The sequence below is a fragment of the Maridesulfovibrio sp. genome, assembly GCF_963666665.1.
Classification (GTDB): Bacteria; Desulfobacterota; Desulfovibrionia; order Desulfovibrionales; family Desulfovibrionaceae; genus Maridesulfovibrio.
The window spans coordinates 1516267-1537934 of the sequence record NZ_OY762999.1 but is presented as its reverse complement, the minus strand read 5'-3'; the positions used below and the strand labels follow the sequence as shown (position 1 = coordinate 1537934).

28 protein-coding genes are annotated in these 21668 nt (G+C 52.1%); all 28 read right to left on the bottom strand.

Annotation, left to right across the window (positions count from 1 at the left end):
* Positions 1-2 precede the first annotated feature (2 nt).
* A complete protein-coding gene (locus ACKU40_RS07010) occupies positions 3-1061 on the bottom strand; it encodes a phage tail protein (protein WP_320175801.1) in 1059 nt (352 codons plus the stop codon).
* Positions 1058-2212 (bottom strand): baseplate J/gp47 family protein, encoded by a 1155-nt coding sequence (locus tag ACKU40_RS07005; RefSeq protein ID WP_320175800.1) that lies wholly within the window; start codon positions 2210-2212, stop codon positions 1058-1060. Before ACKU40_RS07005 ends, ACKU40_RS07010 begins: the two co-directional genes overlap by 4 nt.
* Positions 2196-2630: a baseplate assembly protein gene (locus ACKU40_RS07000; protein WP_320175799.1), complete on the bottom strand. Its 435-nt coding sequence runs from the start codon at positions 2628-2630 to the stop codon at positions 2196-2198. Before ACKU40_RS07000 ends, ACKU40_RS07005 begins: the two co-directional genes overlap by 17 nt.
* On the bottom strand, positions 2627-3520 hold the full coding sequence (locus ACKU40_RS06995; protein WP_320175798.1) for a bacteriophage T4 gp5 trimerisation domain-containing protein: 894 nt from the start codon (positions 3518-3520) through the stop codon (positions 2627-2629). Before ACKU40_RS06995 ends, ACKU40_RS07000 begins: the two co-directional genes overlap by 4 nt.
* Positions 3510-4310 (bottom strand): hypothetical protein, encoded by an 801-nt coding sequence (locus tag ACKU40_RS06990; RefSeq protein ID WP_320175797.1) that lies wholly within the window; start codon positions 4308-4310, stop codon positions 3510-3512. Before ACKU40_RS06990 ends, ACKU40_RS06995 begins: the two co-directional genes overlap by 11 nt.
* Positions 4307-4804, bottom strand: a complete 498-nt coding sequence (locus ACKU40_RS06985; RefSeq protein WP_320175796.1) for a hypothetical protein — start codon at positions 4802-4804, stop codon at positions 4307-4309. The genes ACKU40_RS06990 and ACKU40_RS06985 overlap by 4 nt, the downstream gene beginning before the upstream one ends.
* Positions 4797-7148, bottom strand: a complete 2352-nt coding sequence (locus ACKU40_RS06980; protein ID WP_320175795.1) for a phage tail tape measure protein — start codon at positions 7146-7148, stop codon at positions 4797-4799. The genes ACKU40_RS06985 and ACKU40_RS06980 overlap by 8 nt, the downstream gene beginning before the upstream one ends.
* Before the next feature lie 208 nt (positions 7149-7356).
* A complete protein-coding gene (locus tag ACKU40_RS06975; RefSeq protein ID WP_320175794.1) occupies positions 7357-7674 on the bottom strand; it encodes a hypothetical protein in 318 nt (105 codons plus the stop codon).
* Positions 7667-8098 (bottom strand): hypothetical protein, encoded by a 432-nt coding sequence (locus ACKU40_RS06970; RefSeq protein WP_320175793.1) that lies wholly within the window; start codon positions 8096-8098, stop codon positions 7667-7669. Before ACKU40_RS06970 ends, ACKU40_RS06975 begins: the two co-directional genes overlap by 8 nt.
* A 9-nt stretch (positions 8099-8107) precedes the next feature.
* Positions 8108-9799 carry a DUF2586 domain-containing protein gene (locus ACKU40_RS06965; RefSeq protein ID WP_320175792.1) on the bottom strand — a complete coding sequence of 564 codons (1692 nt, stop codon included), beginning with the start codon at positions 9797-9799 and terminating at the stop codon, positions 8108-8110.
* A 3-nt stretch (positions 9800-9802) separates the two neighbouring features.
* Positions 9803-9985: a hypothetical protein gene (locus tag ACKU40_RS06960; protein ID WP_320175791.1), complete on the bottom strand. Its 183-nt coding sequence runs from the start codon at positions 9983-9985 to the stop codon at positions 9803-9805.
* Positions 9978-10532, bottom strand: coding sequence for a hypothetical protein (locus ACKU40_RS06955; RefSeq protein ID WP_320175790.1), 555 nt, complete (start codon positions 10530-10532; stop codon positions 9978-9980). Before ACKU40_RS06955 ends, ACKU40_RS06960 begins: the two co-directional genes overlap by 8 nt.
* 10 nt (positions 10533-10542) lie before the next feature.
* On the bottom strand, positions 10543-10983 hold the full coding sequence (locus ACKU40_RS06950; RefSeq protein WP_320175789.1) for a phage virion morphogenesis protein: 441 nt from the start codon (positions 10981-10983) through the stop codon (positions 10543-10545).
* The gene (locus ACKU40_RS06945; protein WP_320175788.1) at positions 10983-11420 is read right to left on the bottom strand and encodes a phage protein Gp36 family protein; all 438 of its coding nucleotides are present in this window, start codon (positions 11418-11420) and stop codon (positions 10983-10985) included. The genes ACKU40_RS06950 and ACKU40_RS06945 overlap by 1 nt, the downstream gene beginning before the upstream one ends.
* A 106-nt stretch (positions 11421-11526) precedes the next feature.
* Positions 11527-12543 (bottom strand): major capsid protein, encoded by a 1017-nt coding sequence (locus ACKU40_RS06940; protein ID WP_320175787.1) that lies wholly within the window; start codon positions 12541-12543, stop codon positions 11527-11529.
* A 10-nt stretch (positions 12544-12553) separates the two neighbouring features.
* Positions 12554-13141: a hypothetical protein gene (locus ACKU40_RS06935; RefSeq protein WP_320175786.1), complete on the bottom strand. Its 588-nt coding sequence runs from the start codon at positions 13139-13141 to the stop codon at positions 12554-12556.
* A gap of 20 nt (positions 13142-13161) precedes the next feature.
* Positions 13162-14067: a hypothetical protein gene (locus ACKU40_RS06930; protein ID WP_320175785.1), complete on the bottom strand. Its 906-nt coding sequence runs from the start codon at positions 14065-14067 to the stop codon at positions 13162-13164.
* A gap of 138 nt (positions 14068-14205) precedes the next feature.
* The gene (locus ACKU40_RS06925; RefSeq protein WP_320175784.1) at positions 14206-15489 is read right to left on the bottom strand and encodes a phage minor head protein; all 1284 of its coding nucleotides are present in this window, start codon (positions 15487-15489) and stop codon (positions 14206-14208) included.
* The gene (locus tag ACKU40_RS06920) at positions 15482-17047 is read right to left on the bottom strand and encodes a DUF935 family protein (protein ID WP_320175783.1); all 1566 of its coding nucleotides are present in this window, start codon (positions 17045-17047) and stop codon (positions 15482-15484) included. Before ACKU40_RS06920 ends, ACKU40_RS06925 begins: the two co-directional genes overlap by 8 nt.
* A complete protein-coding gene (locus ACKU40_RS06915) occupies positions 17047-18531 on the bottom strand; it encodes a hypothetical protein (protein ID WP_320175782.1) in 1485 nt (494 codons plus the stop codon). Before ACKU40_RS06915 ends, ACKU40_RS06920 begins: the two co-directional genes overlap by 1 nt.
* A 2-nt stretch (positions 18532-18533) precedes the next feature.
* On the bottom strand, positions 18534-19115 hold the full coding sequence (locus ACKU40_RS06910; RefSeq protein ID WP_320175781.1) for a hypothetical protein: 582 nt from the start codon (positions 19113-19115) through the stop codon (positions 18534-18536).
* A 2-nt stretch (positions 19116-19117) separates the two neighbouring features.
* Positions 19118-19426, bottom strand: coding sequence for a hypothetical protein (locus ACKU40_RS06905; RefSeq protein ID WP_320175780.1), 309 nt, complete (start codon positions 19424-19426; stop codon positions 19118-19120).
* Positions 19423-19728, bottom strand: coding sequence for a DUF2730 family protein (locus ACKU40_RS06900; protein ID WP_320175779.1), 306 nt, complete (start codon positions 19726-19728; stop codon positions 19423-19425). Before ACKU40_RS06900 ends, ACKU40_RS06905 begins: the two co-directional genes overlap by 4 nt.
* A complete protein-coding gene (locus ACKU40_RS06895; protein ID WP_320175778.1) occupies positions 19725-20156 on the bottom strand; it encodes a holin family protein in 432 nt (143 codons plus the stop codon). The genes ACKU40_RS06900 and ACKU40_RS06895 overlap by 4 nt, the downstream gene beginning before the upstream one ends.
* Positions 20157-20168: 12 nt before the next feature.
* Positions 20169-20516 carry a hypothetical protein gene (locus ACKU40_RS06890; protein ID WP_320175777.1) on the bottom strand — a complete coding sequence of 116 codons (348 nt, stop codon included), beginning with the start codon at positions 20514-20516 and terminating at the stop codon, positions 20169-20171.
* Positions 20517-20543: 27 nt separating this feature from the next.
* A complete protein-coding gene (locus ACKU40_RS06885) occupies positions 20544-20678 on the bottom strand; it encodes a hypothetical protein (RefSeq protein WP_320175776.1) in 135 nt (44 codons plus the stop codon).
* A gap of 2 nt (positions 20679-20680) precedes the next feature.
* The gene (locus tag ACKU40_RS06880; RefSeq protein WP_320175775.1) at positions 20681-21136 is read right to left on the bottom strand and encodes a D-Ala-D-Ala carboxypeptidase family metallohydrolase; all 456 of its coding nucleotides are present in this window, start codon (positions 21134-21136) and stop codon (positions 20681-20683) included.
* Positions 21137-21241: 105 nt separating this feature from the next.
* Positions 21242-21667, bottom strand: a complete 426-nt coding sequence (locus ACKU40_RS06875; protein ID WP_320175774.1) for a DNA-binding protein — start codon at positions 21665-21667, stop codon at positions 21242-21244.
* Position 21668: the final 1 nt, after the last annotated feature.

The window sequence follows — 21668 nt, the reverse complement described above, 5'->3', positions numbered from 1 at the left end:
CCTTAATTTACGCTTGGCCAAGTTGTGCAAACCGGCTTTGACACTCCAAGGCGGAGCTGCCCGTTAAGTCGGTGATCCGGCAGGGAACCGAGCCGCGCAGCTTCAACAAGCCTGGTCTCACCTGACAGATTCCAACTTCCGTTTAAGATCAGTCCGGTACCGACATTCCATGCTCCATCAAGACGCATGAGCTTTTCAGACAGTCTGCCGAGCGGTTCGCGCTGAAGAGTCGGTTCTCCTGGTTTGATGGTTAAGGTCATAGCTCCGTGAACATTGGTTGAAAGACGGTCGTTTTTGATTTGTTTGGTCACAGCGCCGGGTATGATCTCTCCGAGCTTAAAACCAAGAGACTGACCTTTAAGTCTGGTCGGGCCTTCGTCGCGGCCAAGTGTCCAGGAGCCATCAAGCCGAAGAGCTGCAGGCTGGGGGATGATTGATCCGGCCACAGCTGAAGCCTTACTTTCAGGATTGCGCGGCGCCGGACCTCGCAGGCCCAGATAGATTCTGAACTTGTCGAGACTGCGTGCGGCCTTATACTCAGCTACAATTTTACGAGCCAACTGGTATTGGCCATCTTCCATTGATCCCCAGTTCATATTGACCAGAAATTCTGCCCAGCCCAGAGAAGGAAAGCCTTTCAAGTCTCTGGGGGTGATCATGGCAAAGCCGAGGTCGCGGCCATCAAGGCGCGGGGTATTCGGATCAACCATTTGAGTCAGGTCTGAGGGTTCGTAAATCTCAGCTGAAATTCCTGCTTCCTTTAATATGGAAACCAGCCCGGCAGAGCGACCGGCCTGAGCCTGCCACGCATAGGCGTACACAATGCGTTTGCGATAGAAACTTTCAGGCTCGTCGGGCCAGCGCGGTGTACCCCTTGATGCTGAGTGATAATGCAGGTGAGCGGAGTCGGCTTGCGCGGGATCTGCTTGCCGAACCAGCCAGAGGATATCTTCGTAAGCCTGCTCCATTGCCCTTGCTCCACCCTTGACCAGGGCGGACAAAGGACCGGGCCTGAATACCAAAGGCCAGCGCAATGTGTTCTTGAAATAATCCCAGATCATGCCTGTTCCCATCCTACTGACAAGGTCAGGCTTTCAAGTATGGCCAGTCCGTCTTCAGGAACTTTCACATCTTCCATAGGCTGATCCCAATCAACACGCTGGCAAAGATGGTAGCCAGCTCCGGCCATGGCCTCGGAGGTCAACCGGTCCAAAGTCAAATCCTGACCGATTTGCAGCGGTGTTACTCCGGGGTAATCAGTGGGATCTTCAAACAAGGCACGGATACGCTTTTCAGCCTGTAGCAGGCTGTTGCTGTCTCCGGCGGTCAGAATCAGAGTCCCGGATATTTTAACAAGAATCGGGGTCGGGCCTTTGACCAGAACATTGTCATTCTGAGGGCGTTTCTTTTCGACCTCGGCCCTGACTTCTGCCAGAAGGCTATCTGTAGGAACTCCGGCAGCACCGCGAATAATTACGTCAATGGTTCCCTGACCGCGCGGGTGGCGGTCCCGGACCTTTACGGCGATCACTGCGGGAATATCCAAAACCCACTTCTTGTAAGCAGCACTGTTTACACCGGATATACCCGACCAGGCCAAGGCATAGCGGTTTTGCAAAGAGGAATCGTTTTCCTCGTCAGCTCCTTCGGAAGTCATCCAGTTAGAGTCATTGCTGACCGAATCAATGCCGGAAACATGGGTAGCTATATTTGTGATTTGTCCAGGGCCGACATTGGCTTTGCGTCCATACTCCTCGGACTCAACAGGGACACTTACAGAAGTATGGCCATCAGGAAGAATGGCATCCTCGGTGGTGATGAAGCGGTAAACCATGCCCTCGCCGTCAGGGTCGGTCTTGAGGATTCGACCGGCCGGGATCTTCACGTTGCCTTCAGCCGGACCGTTGAAAGTAACCCTGCCCATAGCTTTGGTTGATTCCCTGCGCGGAACAGCTACCTGTACAGCATGTTCATTCAGGTAAGCCCCAGACGAGCTGGCCGGGAAGATCTGATAAAAAAGGTATTCAAGAAAGACATACAGCTTATGAAGTCCCCAGGCCCAGATCTCAATCATGCCACGCACAACCCCTTTGTTCAGGTTCAAGCGCCGGGGCAGCCAGCCCTTTGCAACATATTCATCCTGAACGTCGTTGATGTGCTGAAAAATCATTTCACGCACTTCATCAAGTGTCTTCTTAACGGGGATTGACATCTTCAATAACCTCTTTGACTAAGCTGTTTTCGCCCACCTCAAAGATGATGTTGGACGTGTGGGTCTCATCGATGAAACGCCAGCTCGCTATCGCTTTGATGCCTTTATCGTCCCAGCTTGCTATTTTGCATTTAGCGGACATAGGCACAACGCGGGGATCAGTGTTGATGCATCTGGCAACTTCGACCGTAAACGCGCTGCGTGTTGCATTGGTCGATTCCTCTTTTATCCAATCCAGAACAGTGGAACCGTGCAGGGTGTCGTAAAACAGCGAACCTAAATAAGTGAACAGGGCCAGCTTAATGTCCTGCACACCTGTGGCCGGTCCTTCGGTAAGAACAAGTTCACCATTGGCAGCGACCACAACCTGCAGGTCTTCATCCAGCATGATGTCCTGACCGTAAATATCAGCACTCATATCGGGCCTCCGGAGCGGCTACCGGCATTGCTGTTGCCGGTTGTCTTCAGGTTGCCGTTTATTATTAGGTCCCCGTCGATGACCTGGTTGCCTTTAAGGTTGTAGCTTCCTTCATGTTCACGATGGGTGCGTTCATAGGATTTGCCGATTTCGCCGTTATGGCCGGTTACGGTTTCTTCTCCCTGCCTGGTTATCTTCTTGGCTACTATTTCGACTTCATCAGCTTCCACCCGCGCCAAACCTTCAACCTTGACTGTCCAGTTTGCGGCCGTAGTCAGGTCATCTTCGGTGATGTTGGAAACCCGGTTCTGTTCTACGTTTTCAGTCTTATTCTTATTGACGGTTATGGTTTCATCATCACCGACAAAGCGGGTGTTAGTTTTGCCGATATTCTCAAGTTGGTTGTCCCCGATCTCACTTGTGCGATCGCTACCGATCTCGCTGATCCTGTTGGCGGGGGTCACATGGATAATGTTTGACTTAGCGTCAATCTTGATATGCACACCGGGAATCTGTTGGATGATGTATGCACCGACCTCGCAGTCAGGAGCTTGCGATACATGCCAACGAAAATTACTGATACGCGGGAAATCCGGGTCTCCATCGTAATAAGTGATGTCGCAATGAGTGCCGACCAGCGGAGGGCAAACCACGCCACGTTTAGGACCTGCCCACATAATCGGGATCTCGACTTTGGGTATGACCGGCTCAGATTCGTCTATGGAGTCATCGTTACGAAGCGGCTGCACGTCGGCCCAGTAACGGCCGTTGCTTGGATATGTGGCCACAATTTTGCCTTTACGCGGTACGCGGTAATATGCGCGCAGGTCAGGCATGACCAATTCCACAATCCTTTTCATCAGGGCCATCAGGTCAACACTAGTACCCATATTCCACTCCGTAGCTAAGATGGGTTCTTGCTGATGTGTCCTCTATCAGATGCCTAACTTCCAAGGCGCGGTACTGGCTGTTAATGCCACGCTTGTTATCGATCAGCCCGAACTGCCTTGAATGCATCAGGCCGGGCAGCAGAAAAGTTTCAACTTCTGAAAGTGCCGCCGGATTGTCTGCAGGCAAATGTTTGATAAGTCCTGCGCCGGTTGCGATTGTCGGCACTGTTCCATCCTGATTATGATCACCCCAGTGAATACCATCAGAACCAAGCCATATTTTCCACTTGGCCATGTCGATGTTGAAACCGCGCTGGCAGGTCTCGGCTGCCTGTCTGGCCAATTGCCAAACGGGAACGGTAGATGAGACGAAGCGGGGCAAAAGCACGCCGGGGGAGTCGATTCGGGCAATGGGCAAGCCGGTCAGGCCAGCAGCGTATCGAACGATCGCTTCAGGTGTTTCATTCTCCCAGCTCTGACAGACAGTCACGTTGTTAAGCTGCTCGTCATCACGACCAACGCCGGAGATAACAATCTGGTCTTTGTTACCTGGGCGCATGGCCTTGACGGTACCAGCCCATAAAACAGGCTTCTGGTCACGGTATCCGATACCCATGTTAACGGGGTCTCCTAGTTGGGCGGCTCGCCGCACGTCGCCCTTGGGATCGGGTAAGGTGATTTCAAAAGACCACATAGGTCTTCTGCGCACCGAATGGATAAGCAATCTGGGACAACGCAGGATTTCCATGTTTCCGATAAATATATGAGTTCGGAGGCCGTTAATATTCATCGTGATTCCTCCGAAGCGGAAGGCCTGATAGCCGGAGCTGCTTTGCCGGAAGCAATGACCCTTTCTTCTGTGGTGACAACCGCCGGACGGTGTTCCGAGAAAGAGAGAGTGGCCAGGATTGCGTCATCACGGGTTGATTCCTGAGAGTCCAGAGCAGCAAAAACGACCTGGTTGATGTGCCTGGCTTGGCAATGGCGATTAAGGACGTTCAAAATCTTGGGATTGCCGCCGGAATCCTGACCTTTGAACAGTGCGTCAAGGTCATCAAGACGGTCATAACAATCGGCGTTATCGTCGGTCTTAAGCAGCAGGGTCAGAGTTATGTCGGCGTCTTCCCAGCCCATAGGCACTTTGACTTTGCCGGACATTCCGTCCTGTTCAGCCTTGTCAAATCGCACCGCGCCGCGCACAGACATCTGCTGCAGAACTCCGTCCAGCTCGGTACCGCCAAGAGAGACCTTGCCGTCATCAAAAGTAAGGTATCCATCAACCATCAAACTGGCTCACTGCGTTTTGAAGTTCACTGACAAGACCTTCCAGATTTGCCACTTCGGCAACATGAATGGTCAGCCCACCGTTGACTGTGATCCCGTTGGACTTGGACGCGCTGCGAGACGATCTGGAGGAAGTCTTCTCGGCTTGTTTGGAAGTGATCGGAGAAACTTCCACAGGGGTAGCACCTACCATTGCAGGCTCCGGCGCTTTGCCGAAGAAAGGATCTTCATCAAGCCCACGGTTGACCAGATCAACAGGCACAGAGAGAGCATCAACGGCAACTTCTGCCATTTCCATCGGTACGGACAACCCCCCGATTCCGGCATTGATCAGTTTGCCCGGTGTATCAAGAGCAGTGCTTACAGCATCAGCAAGCGCCCCGGCTCCGGTTCCAACGCCACCGGCGATGGTTTCCATCAACCTCTTACCGCTGAGTGTGAGAGTTGAAAGCGGACCTTCCTTGGCATCTGAAAATGGAAGCATGTTGCGAAGTTTCTGCAACCCGGATTTGAAAGTCTCAACAGGAGCCGAAACCATGGACTTGAGGCCATCGGTAAACGTGGTCCAAAGTTTGCGGCCGCACTCGGAAAGATCGACCGTGGAAAAATAATCAATGATGCCCTGAACGCCTTGAATCATCAGGCCCAGCGGTGTGAAATTGAGAAACAGGTCTGCCAGAACATCGAATGCTGTGGATGCGCTTTCTTTGATACCAGCCCATAAGTCAGTAAAAAAATTGCTGATGCTATCCCAGTGCCAGACAATGGCACCGACAATACCGGCAACGATGCCTACAATAGCAGCAACCACAGCGGCAAAAGGACTGACGAAAATTGCAACGGCTGTGATGGCCACTGAGGCCATAAGCCCAAGGAAGCCCTTGAAGCCATCGGAAAGTCCATCCCATAGCCCCATAAGAGCCGTTTTCCAACCGACATTGACAAAGACGTTGGCCAACTCTGTCCAGTAAGCAGCCAGTCCAACAAAGAATTCTTTGATTTCTGTCCAATATGACATGACCAGCACAGCAGTTGCCACCAGAGCCGCACCGATCAAAACAATAGGGTTGGCCAACAAAGCAAGATTGAGTGCTCCAGCTGCAACGGTAGCAGCCCACATGACAGCGGAGAAAAGACCGACAGCAATAACTGTGGCAGCGAGAGCGGCCGCAAAGCTGATAATAAATTTGCCTACAGGATTACCGGCCAGCTCGTTAAGCCAACTGACCACGCTGGAAATACCTCTGATGACAGGAGTCAGGACAGGTAGGAAAATAGATCCGATGGTTATCTGCAGTCCTTCCCAGGCTGAGCCGAGGATGGTCAATGCGCCGTTCATGTTATCGAGCTGCTTGGCTGCCATTTCCGCAGCAGCTCCGCCCGAATCTCGCAAGGCATCGGCGTAAGCCTTTGCAGAATCAACACCCTGATTGAGAAGCGATGTTACAGAGCCTACGGCCTCTTCACCGAATATCCGCTTAAGGAAAGAAGCTTTGTCCGCGCTGCCCATCCCGGCAAGAGCACCTTCCAGATTTCCGAGGATATCGAAGATCGGCAACATGTTTCCATTTGCGTCTTTGGTCGCTATTCCCAGACTGGTCAGGGCCTTGGCTGCGTCTCCGGTCGGACCTTGCAGCCGGTTGTACATGGTTTTAATCGCAGTACCGGCAACAGCTCCGCTGATATTTACATCGGCAAGCTTCCCGGTAATGGCCGCCAGTTCTGCAAAGTCACCCCCGGCAGCACTTACGACCGCCCCGGCATTGGCCACAGCAGCTTCAAGACCATTAATATCTGTAGCCGAGCTGGTAGCGGCTGCCGCGATAATATCCGCTACCTCACCCGTCCTGCTGGCTTCCATATTGAAAGATTTAAGAGCACCGGAAGCGACCGTAGAAGCCAGAGCCAGATCAGACTGAGTTGCTGCAGCCAGATCAAGAAGACCGGGCATGGCGGCAACGACCTGGTTGGCGTTGAAGCCTTTCTTAGCCAACTCGGTTTGCCCCTGGACAACCTGAGCTGCTGAGAAAGCAGTGGAAGCACCCAGATCAAGAGCGGCTTGTTCCATTACCTGCATGTCTGCAGCACTGGCTTTGGAGATAGCACCGAGGCTTGAAACCGAGGCTTCAAAGTTGGCTGCCACGCCTATAGCCGGTCCGAAGGATGCTAAAAACAGTCCTGCAGCAAGAACAAAAGGCAGCATGGATTTAGTCAACGCGCCAAACGATTCAGACAAACGCCCACCGGCCAGCTCCGTCTGGGTGAATCCTTGGCGGATATTTCCCAGCGGTCCGGTGATATTGTCTAAAAGCGAGAAAGTCGCGAAAACATCAAAAACGTCCATGATACCCTTTATTCACTGCCGAAGATTTTAGAGATTGTGTTTCCCAGGTGTGCGGCCTGTTGCTTGTGGAATCTTTCTTCCAGATTCAACGCTCTGGCCGCCTGCTCTTTGAATTTATCCATGTCCTCTGCTGGTTCAATTCTCAGCCACTGCCGGACAAGGTCGGAGAAAATCTGGACGGAGTGGCCAAGCTCCGCCCGGATCTCATCTAGTTTCCCCGCGTGACCCCTTCGCTACCGCAGGCCTTCATCAAGGCACCGGCGAAGCTCATGGCCAGAACGGGTTCGTCTTTGATCATCTTATTCAACTTTTCTTTGTCCTCGGGGTGGACAAGGCCGAGCATGACTTTGCAAAGAACGTCGAACTGTTTGTCCTTGCCGGTTCTGGCCATCAGGGACATGTCCTTTCTTTTCGGCTCGGAAAGGCGCAGAACTTCATTGCGCTCATTGCCGTAAAAGTCTTCGAAATCAGCGGTAAACGGCTGGTATTTGGTGTCGTCTTTTTTTGCTTCTGTTGTGCTACTCATAGTCGGGTACTCCGTCTTTTATGATCATTTGTGCAGTACCGGAGAGCTTGACTACAATTGCGTCTTCTCCCTGCTTGGCACTGTCGTCTACATCGTCAATCAGAACCTGCTTAATCAGGGTTTCCGATCTGTCCTGTCCGTCGAGTTCGAATACAATGGCCAGATCAAACTCGGCTTTGAACGGGGAAGTTCCGAGGCTTTCAACGAACTGTCGGTATTCATCCTTGCTGATGGTGAAATCAACGGTCGCGGAGTAATTGCCTCTGGCAACTCCAGTAGGGACACTTCCCTTCCCGTAAATACGTTTTTTCTTCTGCGAGCTTTTCCAGTTGACCTCAGTGATATCGATGAAAACACCGTTAGGTCCGGTTACACTGACTGACGGCCAGTCGTAGTTAAGCCCGTTAATTTTGATCTCGGACATAAACGCTCCTTACGCCGCCAGGCGCGGATCAAACTTGCTGCCTGCATAAACGTAATTTGCGAACAGCTTGATCTTTTTGATAATGGGGATACCTATCAGTTCGGACTCGACGGCCACACCGTTGTTGACGATGTCCTGACCATCAGGAATGGCAATAACGTAACCGGCCAGCTCCTTGGGCTTGGCCTTGGTCATGGTGTCGAGTGCGTTTTCAAGATTGGATCTCAGATAGGCAAGACCGGAAGCATCGGCACCCAGAATTGGATCGCCGACTTCGTCCTTCAGGGATTTGAGAGCCTGAATTCTCAGAAGACGAACCGCCTTGAAAACTACACGCAGAATTTCAAGAAACTGATAATCTGATGTGTCTTCGGCCAGTGTGCAGGCATCGCCCCAGTACGCTGCTTCGAGTCCGGCATAAATGGTCGCGGTTACGAATCCAGCGTTTTCAAGCTCTACCTGCATGCTTTCTTCATAAGAGTCGGGAAGCTTGAGGGCTGAAATTCCCTGATCCTTAACCCGACCGATATCACGCTGCACCGGAACTTCAAGAATACGACCTACAAGCAGGCCGCCTGCATTACGCAGATCACTTGATCCGGTTCTGTTTGTGATTTCTCCGAAAGCTGTGCAAACCGATACAAAACGGTGAGCCACGCCGTCGCGTTCAGCTTTCAGCGCAGTAACCCAGTCGTTAAGATCCTCACCGTCCTGCGGGAGGCGGGATTCACAGGTAAAGAATGTGGGGCGGTGTCGGTTCCAAAGATCATCGGCCAGTGATCCGAGGGCAACCCAGTCAACCGAATCGGACGGGCCACACACATGGACGAATTCAGGATCAACCCTCTCAAGCGGAAGGCTCAGGGAATCGATAACACTTGAGATAGTCGGTACCGGTGCCAGCAAGTCGAAGCGATATTCAGTTCCAACGGTGTAGGCCTCTGCGGGGCAGGTAATGACAACACCTGTGTCGTCAACGGTAATATAACCATCAATGGGAATTGTACGGTAAGGGCTGTAATTATCGCCTCCGTCAGTAGAAAGGCGATACTGGCCAACATTGCGAATGCCGGATTTTACGATCTGCAGGACAACCTGCGCGGCACGGGTGACGGTCCCGGCAACGGTAACGTCAGGACCGAGGCCTACTTTCAGGATAGGACCGATAGCCGAGCGGACAACGAAGGAATAGGAATCGTCTTTGACCAGATCTCCTTCACCGAGCACAACGGTGACGCCTGTGTCATCAATCGTGATCTGGCCATTTGCAGGGACAACAGCAGTAGCATCAAAGCTGGTGCCACCATCCTTTGAGACCTTCGCCTTAGCCACACCCGGAGCACCAGCATCTGTAACAAGGATAACAACATCAGCATTTCCAGCAGCAATCCCGCTGGTGGAAGCGTCAGGACCGGTCCCGGTGTGCTCCAGCTCGCCGATATAACCGGCAGGAGAACCGGAAACGGGAACAGCCAGAACTGTTGCATCCTGTCCACAGGCCGTAAAAACATCCTGCAGCCGGTCAACCAAAGGTCCGGCACCGAGCAGGCCGGAAAGGTCGGATCGTTTACCGAGATAGTAGATTTTACCAACCTGTCCTTTGGAGCAGACCCCGGCGATCAATACTTTGCCGGACACATCACCAGGAACAAGTCCGCTGGTTCCGTCAACGATATATTCAAAAACGTCATTGCGGGGCATGGTCTAGCCCCCCATCTTACGGTTTTCGAAATGATTCAGGGCCGCGTCGAATTCATCCTGGGAAACCATCTTGTCCATGGTCCATCCGGCTGATCTGCACAGGGCCGCCAACTTCCAACCCGGAAAGTCGGCTTCTTTTGCCAACTCGCTAACGGGGTGCAAGGTAACCTCCGGTTTCTTAGGCATCTTTGTCCTCCTGTTTGTAATCAACATTGATATCTGCTTCTTTGATCCAAGCGACCTCGCTGTCTCTCGTGACCAGGCCGGTGAATCTCAAATGAAACACTTTGGTCAGCTTCTTCTTGATGGCCACATTCACCAGCTTCGAACCTCCGCCAGTTGAATCAACCGCCTCAACGCTGACCTTAACGACGTTATTATGCCTGTCCGCCAAGCTTCTCGGCAGTCCTGTGTGCAAACTGTGCGCAAAATCTTTCAGCCAATTTTCGTCTTTTGCGACGATGGATAACCGCACCGGCTGAATGACCTGGTCAAGTGCAGTCCTGACCGTGCGGTGGGTATCTTCTTTTTCAGGAGTGGCGAACTTGGCCAGCTTTGTATTGACCGGCTTGACCGGGGCTTTGGTCAGCAGGATCTCGATACGCGGATTGGGTAACAAGGCATCTTTGATCTCGACCGGAGCTTCATAAATGGGCGGTTTGCCGTCAGTTCCGGCAGGCAGCCCGGCAGCCATGGCCACTTTGGTGATGGTCTCAAAAATCAAATTTCTCATTTTGTATGTCCTATACTCCGAACATGGATTTCATTTCGGCTACGGCTAAAGCACGGATCTCCGCGCGGTCTTCATCGTTGATATAGATATACGGTCGGGCTGGCATTTCGACTTTCAGGCCACGTCCTGTCTTGCCGCCAAGTTGGTGGATGCGGGCATAAACGGCATTGACTCCAATAACGACCATTTGCGAGGTCGCCTCATAGGTCACGGCGTTTCGCAGTCGTGCCGAATCTACCAGAGTCTGTCCGCCTTCCTTGCTGGCCCGTTGGCTGGTTTTCCACTTTTTACCGTCCGGCCCGACACCGTCCTTGAAGTGCTGATGAGTTGAGCTGACGAGTGTTTCGCCCATCGTGTCCATGAATTCCTGACTGCGCTGGGCCTTTTGCATGGCTATATCAAGACCGCGCATGGCCTTATCCATGTCCAACTCAAAAGAGAAACCGGCCATCAGAAACGTCCCCAACCTTTGGGACTCTTGAAGCGGCTCGGCTGGCTGATCACAACAACAGTGTCATTAGGCTGAGAGGTTTCAGCGGTAGGAGCTACAAGTCTGACTTTACCTTCCCGGATCTGATCCATGACCTTCTCGGCTCGCTCGGCCTTGCGCTGCAGGGGCAAGAATTCGTTATCAGATGAGGTTTCAGAACTGACCAATGAAGTGATGGCGCAGACCGAATTGTAAGCAGCAATGACCGAACAAACCCGTTTCACCGTGGCCGGAACCGAATCTTCGGTCACGGTGTAGCCTCCTGAGACAAGGGCCTCGGTCATTTCAGCTTCAACATTGGCAATAGCTGTGGCTACAGTTCCTTCTGTTTGATTGTCAGCGGCTGCCAGGTAGTCTTCAAGAATATAGGCGGTGAGGTCGGTTCGTGTGCAGTACATATGCGTCTCTCGCTAGTTTTGAACTAGTTTTAAACTAGTTTTATGATGAAAAAGCGGGGCGTCGTACCTAACGAAGCCCCGCTCTGCTTAGAACGGATTTTTGAGCCTATTCGGCTGCGTTCACCGATTCATCCACGACAACAGCCTTGCAGATGGACGCCGGAGCTACACCGGGCAGGGGTTTGGAGTTACTGATATTCTGAAGGCTTCCAGCTTTCTCGTCTTCTACGGCTTTGACGAACAAAGGCAGGGCCTGCAGGTTGGCCTTCAAGTCATCAATGGCAGCGTATTTGAGGGTGGTGTATTGCGGGGTGACCATGCGGATCTCATCGTCAGGAACCTTGGGTACGTCTTCACCTTTGGCGTCGTAGTAGGTCTCGCTCATCTCCTGAATGATGAATTTGCCGATCTGAACCGTGCCGTCTTCCTTGATGCGCATGGGAGTGCGGCTGTCTTTGTTCTGGTCAACCAGGTCGATCAGGTAGCCAAAGGCGTTTACACCGGCAAAGATCTTTCTTTTGCCGGGATAACCGGCCCTGGTCAGCTTGTTGTCCATATTACGAAGCAAAGAAAGAACCACCGTGCGTGATTGCCCCGTAACGTTCCACAGAGCCTGATCGGCAACATCCACTGTCTGAATGGTTTCAGTGCCATAGCTCACTGTGTAGAGCTTGGATTTTGCTGAAGCCACCTGCAGGGGATAACTGATCTTGCCGTCAAACAATGCTTGAGCGCACAGTGCTTCAGTGGTCAGGTTGGTAGATTCACGCAGGTTTGCAATCTGGCGGTTGCAGTAGTTGCGGATGCTTTCATCACTGAGCATACGCAGGTTGTTGAGCATGATCGGATCGATGTCGGCGAATAGTTTGACTGGCAGGGGTTCAACGTATGTGACTTCCATGCTGTCGGATGAGACATTGAGAGGCTGACCGTTTCTGGCTACCACCGGCATGTTTTTGATTACAGATCTGAGTTCTGCCAACGGGATCACCGGCAACTGCACAGTATCCCGGTTGGTGAAAACAGTGCTCATGAGGGTCAGTTCAACCGGCGCAACGGTCTTGAGTACATTACGCACTGCGGCTGCTGTATAATATTTCCTGAGCTTTAATAGTAGCGACATGGGATACTCCTTATCCTACGGGGTAAATGTTGATGGATTCCAGCAGTGCCAGTTCTGATTTGCTGGGGGCCATGCCACCCACGGAAAGATGGCCGAAAACCACCTCGCCGAAGACAATGACGGCACCTTCGGTTTCATCTTCTTCAGCAGTGTGCTTGAGCACACCGCAGGGCCGGGGCTTGTGAGCTGCTGTGATGGCACCGTCCGCCGCCGGGGCTGCTGCGAATGAAACCGCCCAGGCTCCAGTCAGGTAGTCCACACTGCCGGAACCGGCACCGGAGGACACCAGCACACCACCGCCGTTGTCGGTGAAAGTTTCTGTGCCGTCAGTAATTACCAGCGTGCCGGGCATTACTGGGCCGAGAACGCCTTTAAAGTTTTTCTCTGCCCCGTCACCTGTCGCCAGATTGGTACCGGTGATAGTCTCATCGAATTCATGCAGCTCACCATCAGGGTCGAGGCTCATCAGGGTTCCGGCCGCGATTTCTTCGAGAAGTGCATCCGGGAAGTCATAAACCCTGACAATACAATTCTTACCGGCTTCGATCTGGACATCATTGAGGGATTCAACTCCCAGGACTGCGTTATGATCTTTCATTTTTGCTAACTCCTGTTGCCCTACATTTTGCAAGCCAGATCGGTTGCGTCATCTTCGCCCTGGGCCTGGGAAAAGTTGCTTGTACCGTCCTTGGCGAATTCTTCAGTCAGGTTGTTGGGTTCCGCTGCTTCCAGCTTGCGCAGGTAGGCTTCACGCGGGCTGACCTGTTCGCTGGAACCGTCTTTCTTGGAAAAGTTCATGGTTGCCGTGCCGTCGTCCATGGCCTTGGCAAAGGCCATGACTTCGTCCTTGTCTGCAGGCAGCAGTCTGCCGGTTTCGACCAGCGAATTCACACGAGATTCAAGGGACTTGTCGTCCTGAGCTTTCTTGTATTCGGCAAATTCCTTTTTTACGGCCTCGGTTTCATCCTTGGCAGCTTTCAGTTCTGCGTCGGATTTCTTGTCTTCGTTAGCCTTCTTGAGTTTTTCAATCTCGTCCTTAAGCTGCTTATTCTCAGCTAAAAGTTCAGCCATTTCCATAGTGTCGTCCTCCTCGGGCTTGATGCCCTCGTTTGCTGTAAATTCGTATGTTTCAAATTCAGCACCCGCGCTGAATTCAATATCCTTCAACCCTTCCACAGCAGGCAGTGCCGCCCCCAGAAAGGCCACGTGCTGTAAATTAAATTGTTTATCCACCGAGATAGACCGTTTTTTATAACGGCCTTCCTTTAGAGCTGTTTCGAACTCTGGAGCAACCTGCTCAAAGTCACCCTTGAGGGTTCCGTCATCCACCCAGAGCTTTGAAACCCAACCATATGCAGGGGCCGTTTCCTTTGGATGGCCAATCACAGCCGGAGCTTCCTGTTTAGCCGGGTCGTACTGACTGACAATTTTATGCAGATCTTCAAGTGTCCATGTGCGGGTACGACCATCACTGTCGGTATGGGTACCGATCACGAAAAGTTCCACGTTATTGAGTGTGGCCATGTATTGACTCCGTGTCTGTTGGTTGTTATTTAGTTAATAGATAATAAAGCTGGTGCAGATGGTCGCAGATGGTAGCGGGGCTCTAAGGACTTAACTGTCCTGACAGCAGATCGTGGGATCGAAGCCCACCCACCAGCTTTATATTTTTTTGTATCTCTTGCCTGTCTCAACATTCTTCTTGTCAATCACTCCGGCGGTCACGATCCTGTTAGCCACTCCGTGCTTACTGACCTTTCCGTCCAGATTGATGACCACCTTGACCAGTTCGTCACCGAGCCGGACCCAGCTCATGAGCAACCCTTCTTTTTCCGTGTCCTCGTACCAGTCCGACTCTGCAAAACGTTCCGACATCTCGGCGATTTCAAGCGGGGTCAGTGCCTGACCTCTTTTTTTCTTGGCAGTACGGCTTAAATGCATGATCTGGCCGTCATCCACGGTGACGAGAGCCAGACGGGGACTTTTCCCCTGTTTATGCAGATGGGCTGTCACCTTGGCGGGAAGATTGCCCACAGGATAAAGGTCTCCACGCTGGCGGTAGTTGCGTTTAAGCACTGCCTCGGTCCATTCTTCAAAACCTTCAACACCGCCCTGCATGCGTGACCGGATCAAGGTCTGCATGTCCTCAAGATCTTCTTGACTGAGATGTTTTTTTAATCGGGCAAGACATGTCGATTCACCGCTCTGGGCGAAGTCATGCGGGCAAAGCCCATCAATCATGTTTTCCAAATATTGTTGTTTGGAATCAGCCGGGTATTTAGACAGATCAGGCTGATAGAAGTCTTTGCCTACGTTCCGCGCCCAGCCTTTATCGGGCATGGGATTGACGTTGATCTCACTTCCATCAGGCAGTGTGACCATGGTCGTGCCGGGCATGTCGGTTTCAACCTGCAACCCGCTTTTTTTGAGTTGGCGCTTTGACAAGCTTATGACCGTGCAACGGCAACGAAAGCCGTTAGGCGGCAGGTATGTGTCCCAAAACTGGTGATCTGCCGGATAGACCTTGCCATTCAATGCAGTGTGGCTCGGGCGTGTGCGCTTATCCCCAACGGCAACATACTGCCAGTAAGGGCGGAGCTTGGTTGCTTTGGACATCTGATCATGGCGACCGGCCATGTACGCTATCTGGAGATTGGTACGCAGAAGATTGTCTACCCGGTGCGCGGCTTTGCCCGTCCATCCTTGAGCTTTGATGATTTCCGGGATTTCCTTTTTGAAATCTGCCAGAGTACCGCCTTCATCAATAATTTTGGCCAAGGCGTTTTGGACCGCTATCACCTGATCCAGTTTCGAAAGCCCTGAGACGGAAAAGGCTTGTGCCTTGGCTTGTCCTGTGAGTTGGGCAAATTCCTTATCTGTGACCGGCACTTTGCCAGCCCAGTATTTTTGTGCAGCTGCAGGCTTGAGGGCGTTGACGCTAATCATCACTGTCTCCATGCACAGCGGCGCGGCCTGCAAGCTGGGCGTTGAGCATGGCATTGCTCAGCAGTTCGTCCATTTCATACTGATCCAGCTCTTGGCCAAGCAGCTCGGCAAGTCCGGCATGTATGTCTTCAAAGGACTCGGCCTGCTCGACAATATTCTCAATTTGAGTGGCTAAACCTTCGTTGATTTTTGCCACTTCAGGAGTGAGCTTGTCGGCCAGCCGGTCTATTGCCTGCTGAAATTCGTCAACATCGTCTGCAGCAGAAAAATTGGAACCGACAGAGCGAGCAGCAGACACCGCCGGTTCCTGCTTCTGGGTAGAAGCACTTTCAGGGGATGAGTCCATGTAAAATTCATCGGGTGACATGCCGAACTTGTTTTCAAAATATTTGGGCAGGAACCTAACGCCCATGGAGTGCAGACTTTTACCCAGCTCTGCTTTCTTTGCGTGGTCCTCCGGCTCGGTGAACTCGAAAACAGGCGGGAAAATGTCATCACCGAAGTTGAGCTTGGTATAGATGCGAGCCAGGTCGTTCATGCTGTCCACGAGCATGGCCTGATCGGATTCGGCCAGCGCGTCGAGCTGCGCCGAGTGTGTCTCAGCAGCTGCGCGGGAGCCATTGCCGTCCTGGTTGGTGGATAAGTGTTGCCCGGTCAAAATCTTTGAAATGGCGGTGTTCCAGTGACTGACAAAGGACTTGTGAAGGTCTCCGGCACGGCTGGCAGCCTGCACCAGATCCACATCACTATTCGGAGGTAGTACGGCCACGGCATCCTGGATCATGGATACAAGCTGCGCGGCAATAACGTTCCGCTCCTGGGCATCTTTACCCGCCTTCGCAATCATGAACGCCGAGCCGAATTTTTCACAGAACCGGGACCAAAACTCTATTCCGCCTCTTTTGAACACGACCGGCCAAAGGCAGCGGGTCAAAAGCCTCTTACCGTAAGGATTGTCATAAGAGGCCCTGTGCCTGGTCATCAGGAACTTAAACGGCGGCAGTGGCTCGCCTTCAGGTGTGTCCATAGACTGAAACACGGGCTTGCGCTGGTCATTGAATGCAAACCAATCGCGAGGCTTGCTGGTTATGGCCACAAGCTTGTAATGCCCGTTATGCATCTCCCAGCTCAGCTCTGAAAACGTAGGGCCGTAAAACACCGTTTCAAGGATTTCGCCGAATGCAGTTCGTAGCTTCAGGTCAGCCAGATCCCGTTCAAGCAATTTGCAGACGGTCACGGCCAGCTCCGTGGGTTCTTCGCCTTCAGCGTGACCGGGTGAAAAAGTGAAATTCGTTTTGTTCAGTGTGCGCAGTGTGCGTTTTTCAATGCCGGTACCGACCTCATCGTCAGCTTCCAGCTCGTGCAGGATACTGGCATCTTCTCCCCGATCGCGCAGAACAGGATCGGGATCGGGAAGCATGCCGAAAAGAGTTGCCGGGTCGAATCCCATGGCGCGGCTGGAGGTGGCGAAGTCTTCACCCAGCACGGACGCGCTGCGAGCAGATTCAAAGCTGATGAAGTCGCCGTTAGGTGCGTAGATTCCAGAAACACGTGTCATTATTTGTATCCTCTGATCATACTTGCGGTGTGGGATGATCCGGCGGTTATGGGTTCTTCCCATTCTTGGAGCGGTTCAATTGTCGCGGCCGCGAACTGGACCAAGGCTGCAGCTATTGCGGAGTCACAATGCCTCTGGCCGGTTTCGGTTTTGGTCCGAGACTCAGGAGGACAGGCAACGCCATTACGAAGCTTGATTCCTCGGAAATCATCAATAATGTCTTCGTGCTTGGGGATTGAGAAGGTACGGTCTTCAAAAGATGTTTTCAGTCGCGGCATGTTCTCGCGATACCAGGCGGCAGAAAGCATGACTTCGGCTATAAGCTCATGGCCGTAACGCTGCCGGGCATATTCGGCGATTGCTTGACCGTTACCGCGTGCGTCAAATGCAGCTCCAGACATCTTGGGAAATCGATCAAGGAGATAGAATAATATTTGCTCCTGGGTGCGGAACGGAGCATTGCGGAGCTGCAGGACAAAAGGAGTGTCCAAAGAATAGTCCGGCATTCTGACAGCAGGCCAGTCAACAGAAAGGTCTCCGCTTCGGCCAAAGTCCTCGCCCAGGTAATGGCATTTATCCTTGGGCAGGACCTCAAGAAGCGGATCTACGTTAGCTTGCATCCAGTCGCGGACGTCCCGGTATGCTGTATCTATTGGCCAGTCGACAAAATCATTGGCCGGAGGTTCCCAGGTCAAAAGAGGAATTTCGGGATTCGTGCAGGACTCAATGCGGTTGAGATTTAGCCAACTACCGGAAGATTTTGATGGGATACAGAACAGCTCTTCGTCGGCTCCGTCTCCGTATGACTTAACGATATCTTCACGCCATTCGTCCTCGGCCTCTTGGGACCACTCACGCTCGGTGCGCTCGCAAATACGTTTATAGAGTCCTTCCGCAATGGCTCGGTTAAAATCACAGCGCAAAAGCTTATAAGGAAACTTCCCGGCCCGTATATCCTGAATCAATTCATTGAAGGGGTTGTCTTCTCCGTCGTGGGTAGAGATGATCAACACCTTGCCGCCCCAGATGGTCAGGGCCAGCGCAGCCTTAAGCAACTCTGCAAGGTCTTCGTGGAAGGCAGCTTCATCAAGAATCACCAGTCCCTGCATACCGCGCAGGCTACGGGGTTTACTTGGCAGCGCGACCACACGGCCATGCTTGAAATCAACACGAAAAGCTTTAACCTGATTGTCCGGGTCATTAACGTCACCGAAAAGCGTTTCACCGATAGCCGATGCTCCAAGCTCCAAATACTTGCCGTCTTCGCCAACGTATTCGATGAACTCACGGGCCATCTCAAGATTGTAGCCCATGTAATAGACGTTCATGCCGCCTTCATATTTGGGTTTTGCAGCGTATTCGGTTGCAACCCAACTCGCGCCCCAGGAATAACCGGTGCGTCGGGATTTCTCCACGACAACGACGTCATTCTCTACAAGAGCTTCGCGCAATTCATGTTGATATTCGAGCAGCTTAATTTTCATATCTATTTCAATGCATCGAGCATTTTGCCAAGGTTGTCGGCGGAAACTCCGTTGCCGGAAGCGAGGTCTTTATCTTTGCTGGATTTGCTTTCCATTTCTTCGATAATTTTGGAGGCCTTCTGAATGTCAGAAACGGTTTTCAGGTCTACCTTGGTGGGATCATCCAGAAGCTCTGCCAATTTCATGGTCACGGCTTCACGAAGAGCGCGTGCTATATCATCAGTGGTTTTGATTTCTGTTGTTTGAGTGTATTTGCGGTCAGCAGCTCGTCCGGCCCGTTCGGCTTCAGCTTGATCAAGAGCGAGTTTTTCAAGACCTGCGACGGCAAAACCAACCTGTGCGTTTTTGGTCTTGATGAGGGTCTTGAGCATTTCGCTACGGGCCATAATGGTGTCAGCCCTGATGTCACATTCAGCCTGGGCGATGTTTGCGCGCTTCTCTTTCCATCCGTACTTGTCGCACCAGCGCCAAAGCGTGGATGTGGCCACGCCGACTTCCTTGGACACGGAAGCCATGGACAGCCTCAGGACGCAATACAGTTCCTGTGCTTTGAAGACGGTTTCAGGCTGGTGCTCTTTTCCCATGGTTATCTCCGCAGCATTGGATTTTGGACGCCATCAAGCATTTCACGGCCATGACAAACGTCATTGCCGTAATCCAGCAACTCAACGCGGTAGCAGTCGGAATCTTCAATCTGTTTAAATTCGATAAGGCCATTGCGTTCCATCCAGCGCAGCTCGGCGCGGAAACGATCGCGACCGAATGATTCAAATGCATATTTATGAGCGCGGGTCAGCAGTATGGAATCGTTGGTTGTTCCACCAACTTCAACCAAGCTGCGCAGGACGTGCAGACGCAGGCTTTCAGTAACTTCTTCGGGGTAATGTTTGCTCATTTCTTGTCTCCGTGCATTATGATGGATTCTCGGCGGTCAACAGTGATGTCGATCTTTTCAACTAGCGTTTTCATTGCTTTTAGATCTCCACCCATTTCGGACAAAGACAGCTCTATCTTGTGAAGCGAATCTTTTGACGGGAGATTGCAAAGGTCTGTTTCTGCTTTGGTCAGCCGAGATTCCACGCTATCTAAACGCTTGTCGAAGCCCTTGAATTTGTTGCCTACGTAAAATGCGAGTGGGATGAAGACGACCTGCAGCCAACGCAAAGTGTGATCTACGATTTCCATATCCAAGGTCACTGTTTGTTCCTCCAAATGTCGGCCACCTTTTCAGCACTACGCCCAACGGTGTATCCGCCTACCCCGAGTTTCATGAGGTCCCAGAGCTCAACAGGGAGGACCAATTGAGGGGCGGCAGGCCAGAACAACCGCAGATACGGATAAATCATGTAGTTGTTGGCAATAATTGCCACGATCACCAGCATCAGGATGGGCCGCCATGAGCGCTGGAGCCAGTTACCGTTCATCTCGGCCAGCATGACTTTGATGCGAAGATCAAGCTCAGTAAGTTCCCCGGCCTGATACATTTGAAACAATTTCAATTTCGCTGCTTCGCGTTCCTCGTCCGAGGTAAACAGGTCATCAAAGACTTTGCCGATTGCGCCGATAACACCACCGGCTGCATCACCGATTTCCTTGCCAACTTTTACAGCTCCTAAAAAACTCATGACGGCCACTTCCTACTGAACGTTAAGGGGCAAGTGACGGATGCCGTAGGACATGCCGACAACGATTACACCGAAGAGCGCACCAAGACCGAGACCCAGCACACTCCAGCCGGTAAAGGCTCCGATCGCACCGCCGAAGACCACGCAGAGCACAAACACGATTACACCGCTGTGCCAGGTCTCCACGTACTGGGTTGCAAACCAGTTGGGCCATTTGTTCCAGGTCCAGATGCCGATAACTCCGGCAATGGTGCCGGTGATTACACAGGGCCAGATCACACTGACGAGCCAGCCACAAATACCGCCGACCAGTGCGCCGAGAACGGCACCGATGACGGTCATGATGAGATAGGTTTTCATTGCTTTCTCCGGGTTGATGTTGAAGGTTTAATCAAGCAGATCGCGTATTTTTTCGAAGAGCTTATCCACGAGGGAAAGCCCCCATTCAACTGTGATTGTGCCGAGCCGAAAGGCCAATCCGGCAGTAAACAACATGCAAAAGACTTCAAATGAACTCGGCATACCTACAAACCTTCCTTGTAGATGGTCGCGCCATTCTTCTTGCTGGCTGTCAGAACCTGACGGCGCGGTTCGTCGCCCATGGGTGCTATAGAGACATGCACCCACTGTCCGAATTCAAGAATGCACTGGTTAAAGGGCAAACCTGACCGCACAATCATCAGGGCCACGCTGCGCGGAGACATGCCGGGCACGACAATGTCAGCAGCGCGGCCTGAAAGGTGCGCGGAATTAGGAGCTCCGCCGATAAGCTCATTAAGCCAATCAGGACGGTAGCCGGATGTAATAGTGATGGGGGCTTCGAGCAGTCCACGCAACGGCTGCAAGATTTCTTTGCAGAGCGTGACTATGTTGGCGTATTCGGGTGATGTCAGATCAACCGTTACCCGTTCACCCAGCCTTGCGGCTGTCTGGGATCGGGTAAATTCATTGAGGGTGAAGTTCTCGCTGAGAGCGACCATAAAAAAACCTCCGTAGCATTTATGTGTTCATGCGTTACGGAGGCTATTATGTGATATACAGGAGGCTAATTCACTGCGGTCATGCAGGATATGCAAAGTTTATTACTACTCTAGTTGCTCCATTTCCTGCTTCACGGACTCGGAAGTTATGCGCAAAGGGGGACGGACATGGCGTATCAAAATTCCCTCTTCAACCAGGTCGCGCACATGACGTTCGGATACATCCAAGCAAAAGGCTGCTTCTGCCGGACGCATAAACTTTTTCTTAAGTAATGTAGCAACTCTTTCCTGCCATTCAATAACAGACGGTTCAGCATTGGGCAGCACAATCTGGAAGCCTCGGATGTCTTTGGGTGTGCATTTCCTGCGGCATCCCAGGCAATGGAGGATAGGCCAGTTGCAAACCCAGTACGCTCGTTCGGGCTTCTCGCATTTCAAGCGTTCATATACTGTCGGGTCGATTATACCATTGTACTGCTCAAATCCGTCGGCAAGCATCTTTCGTAGTGTTCTGCAAAGTGTGCTGTTCATG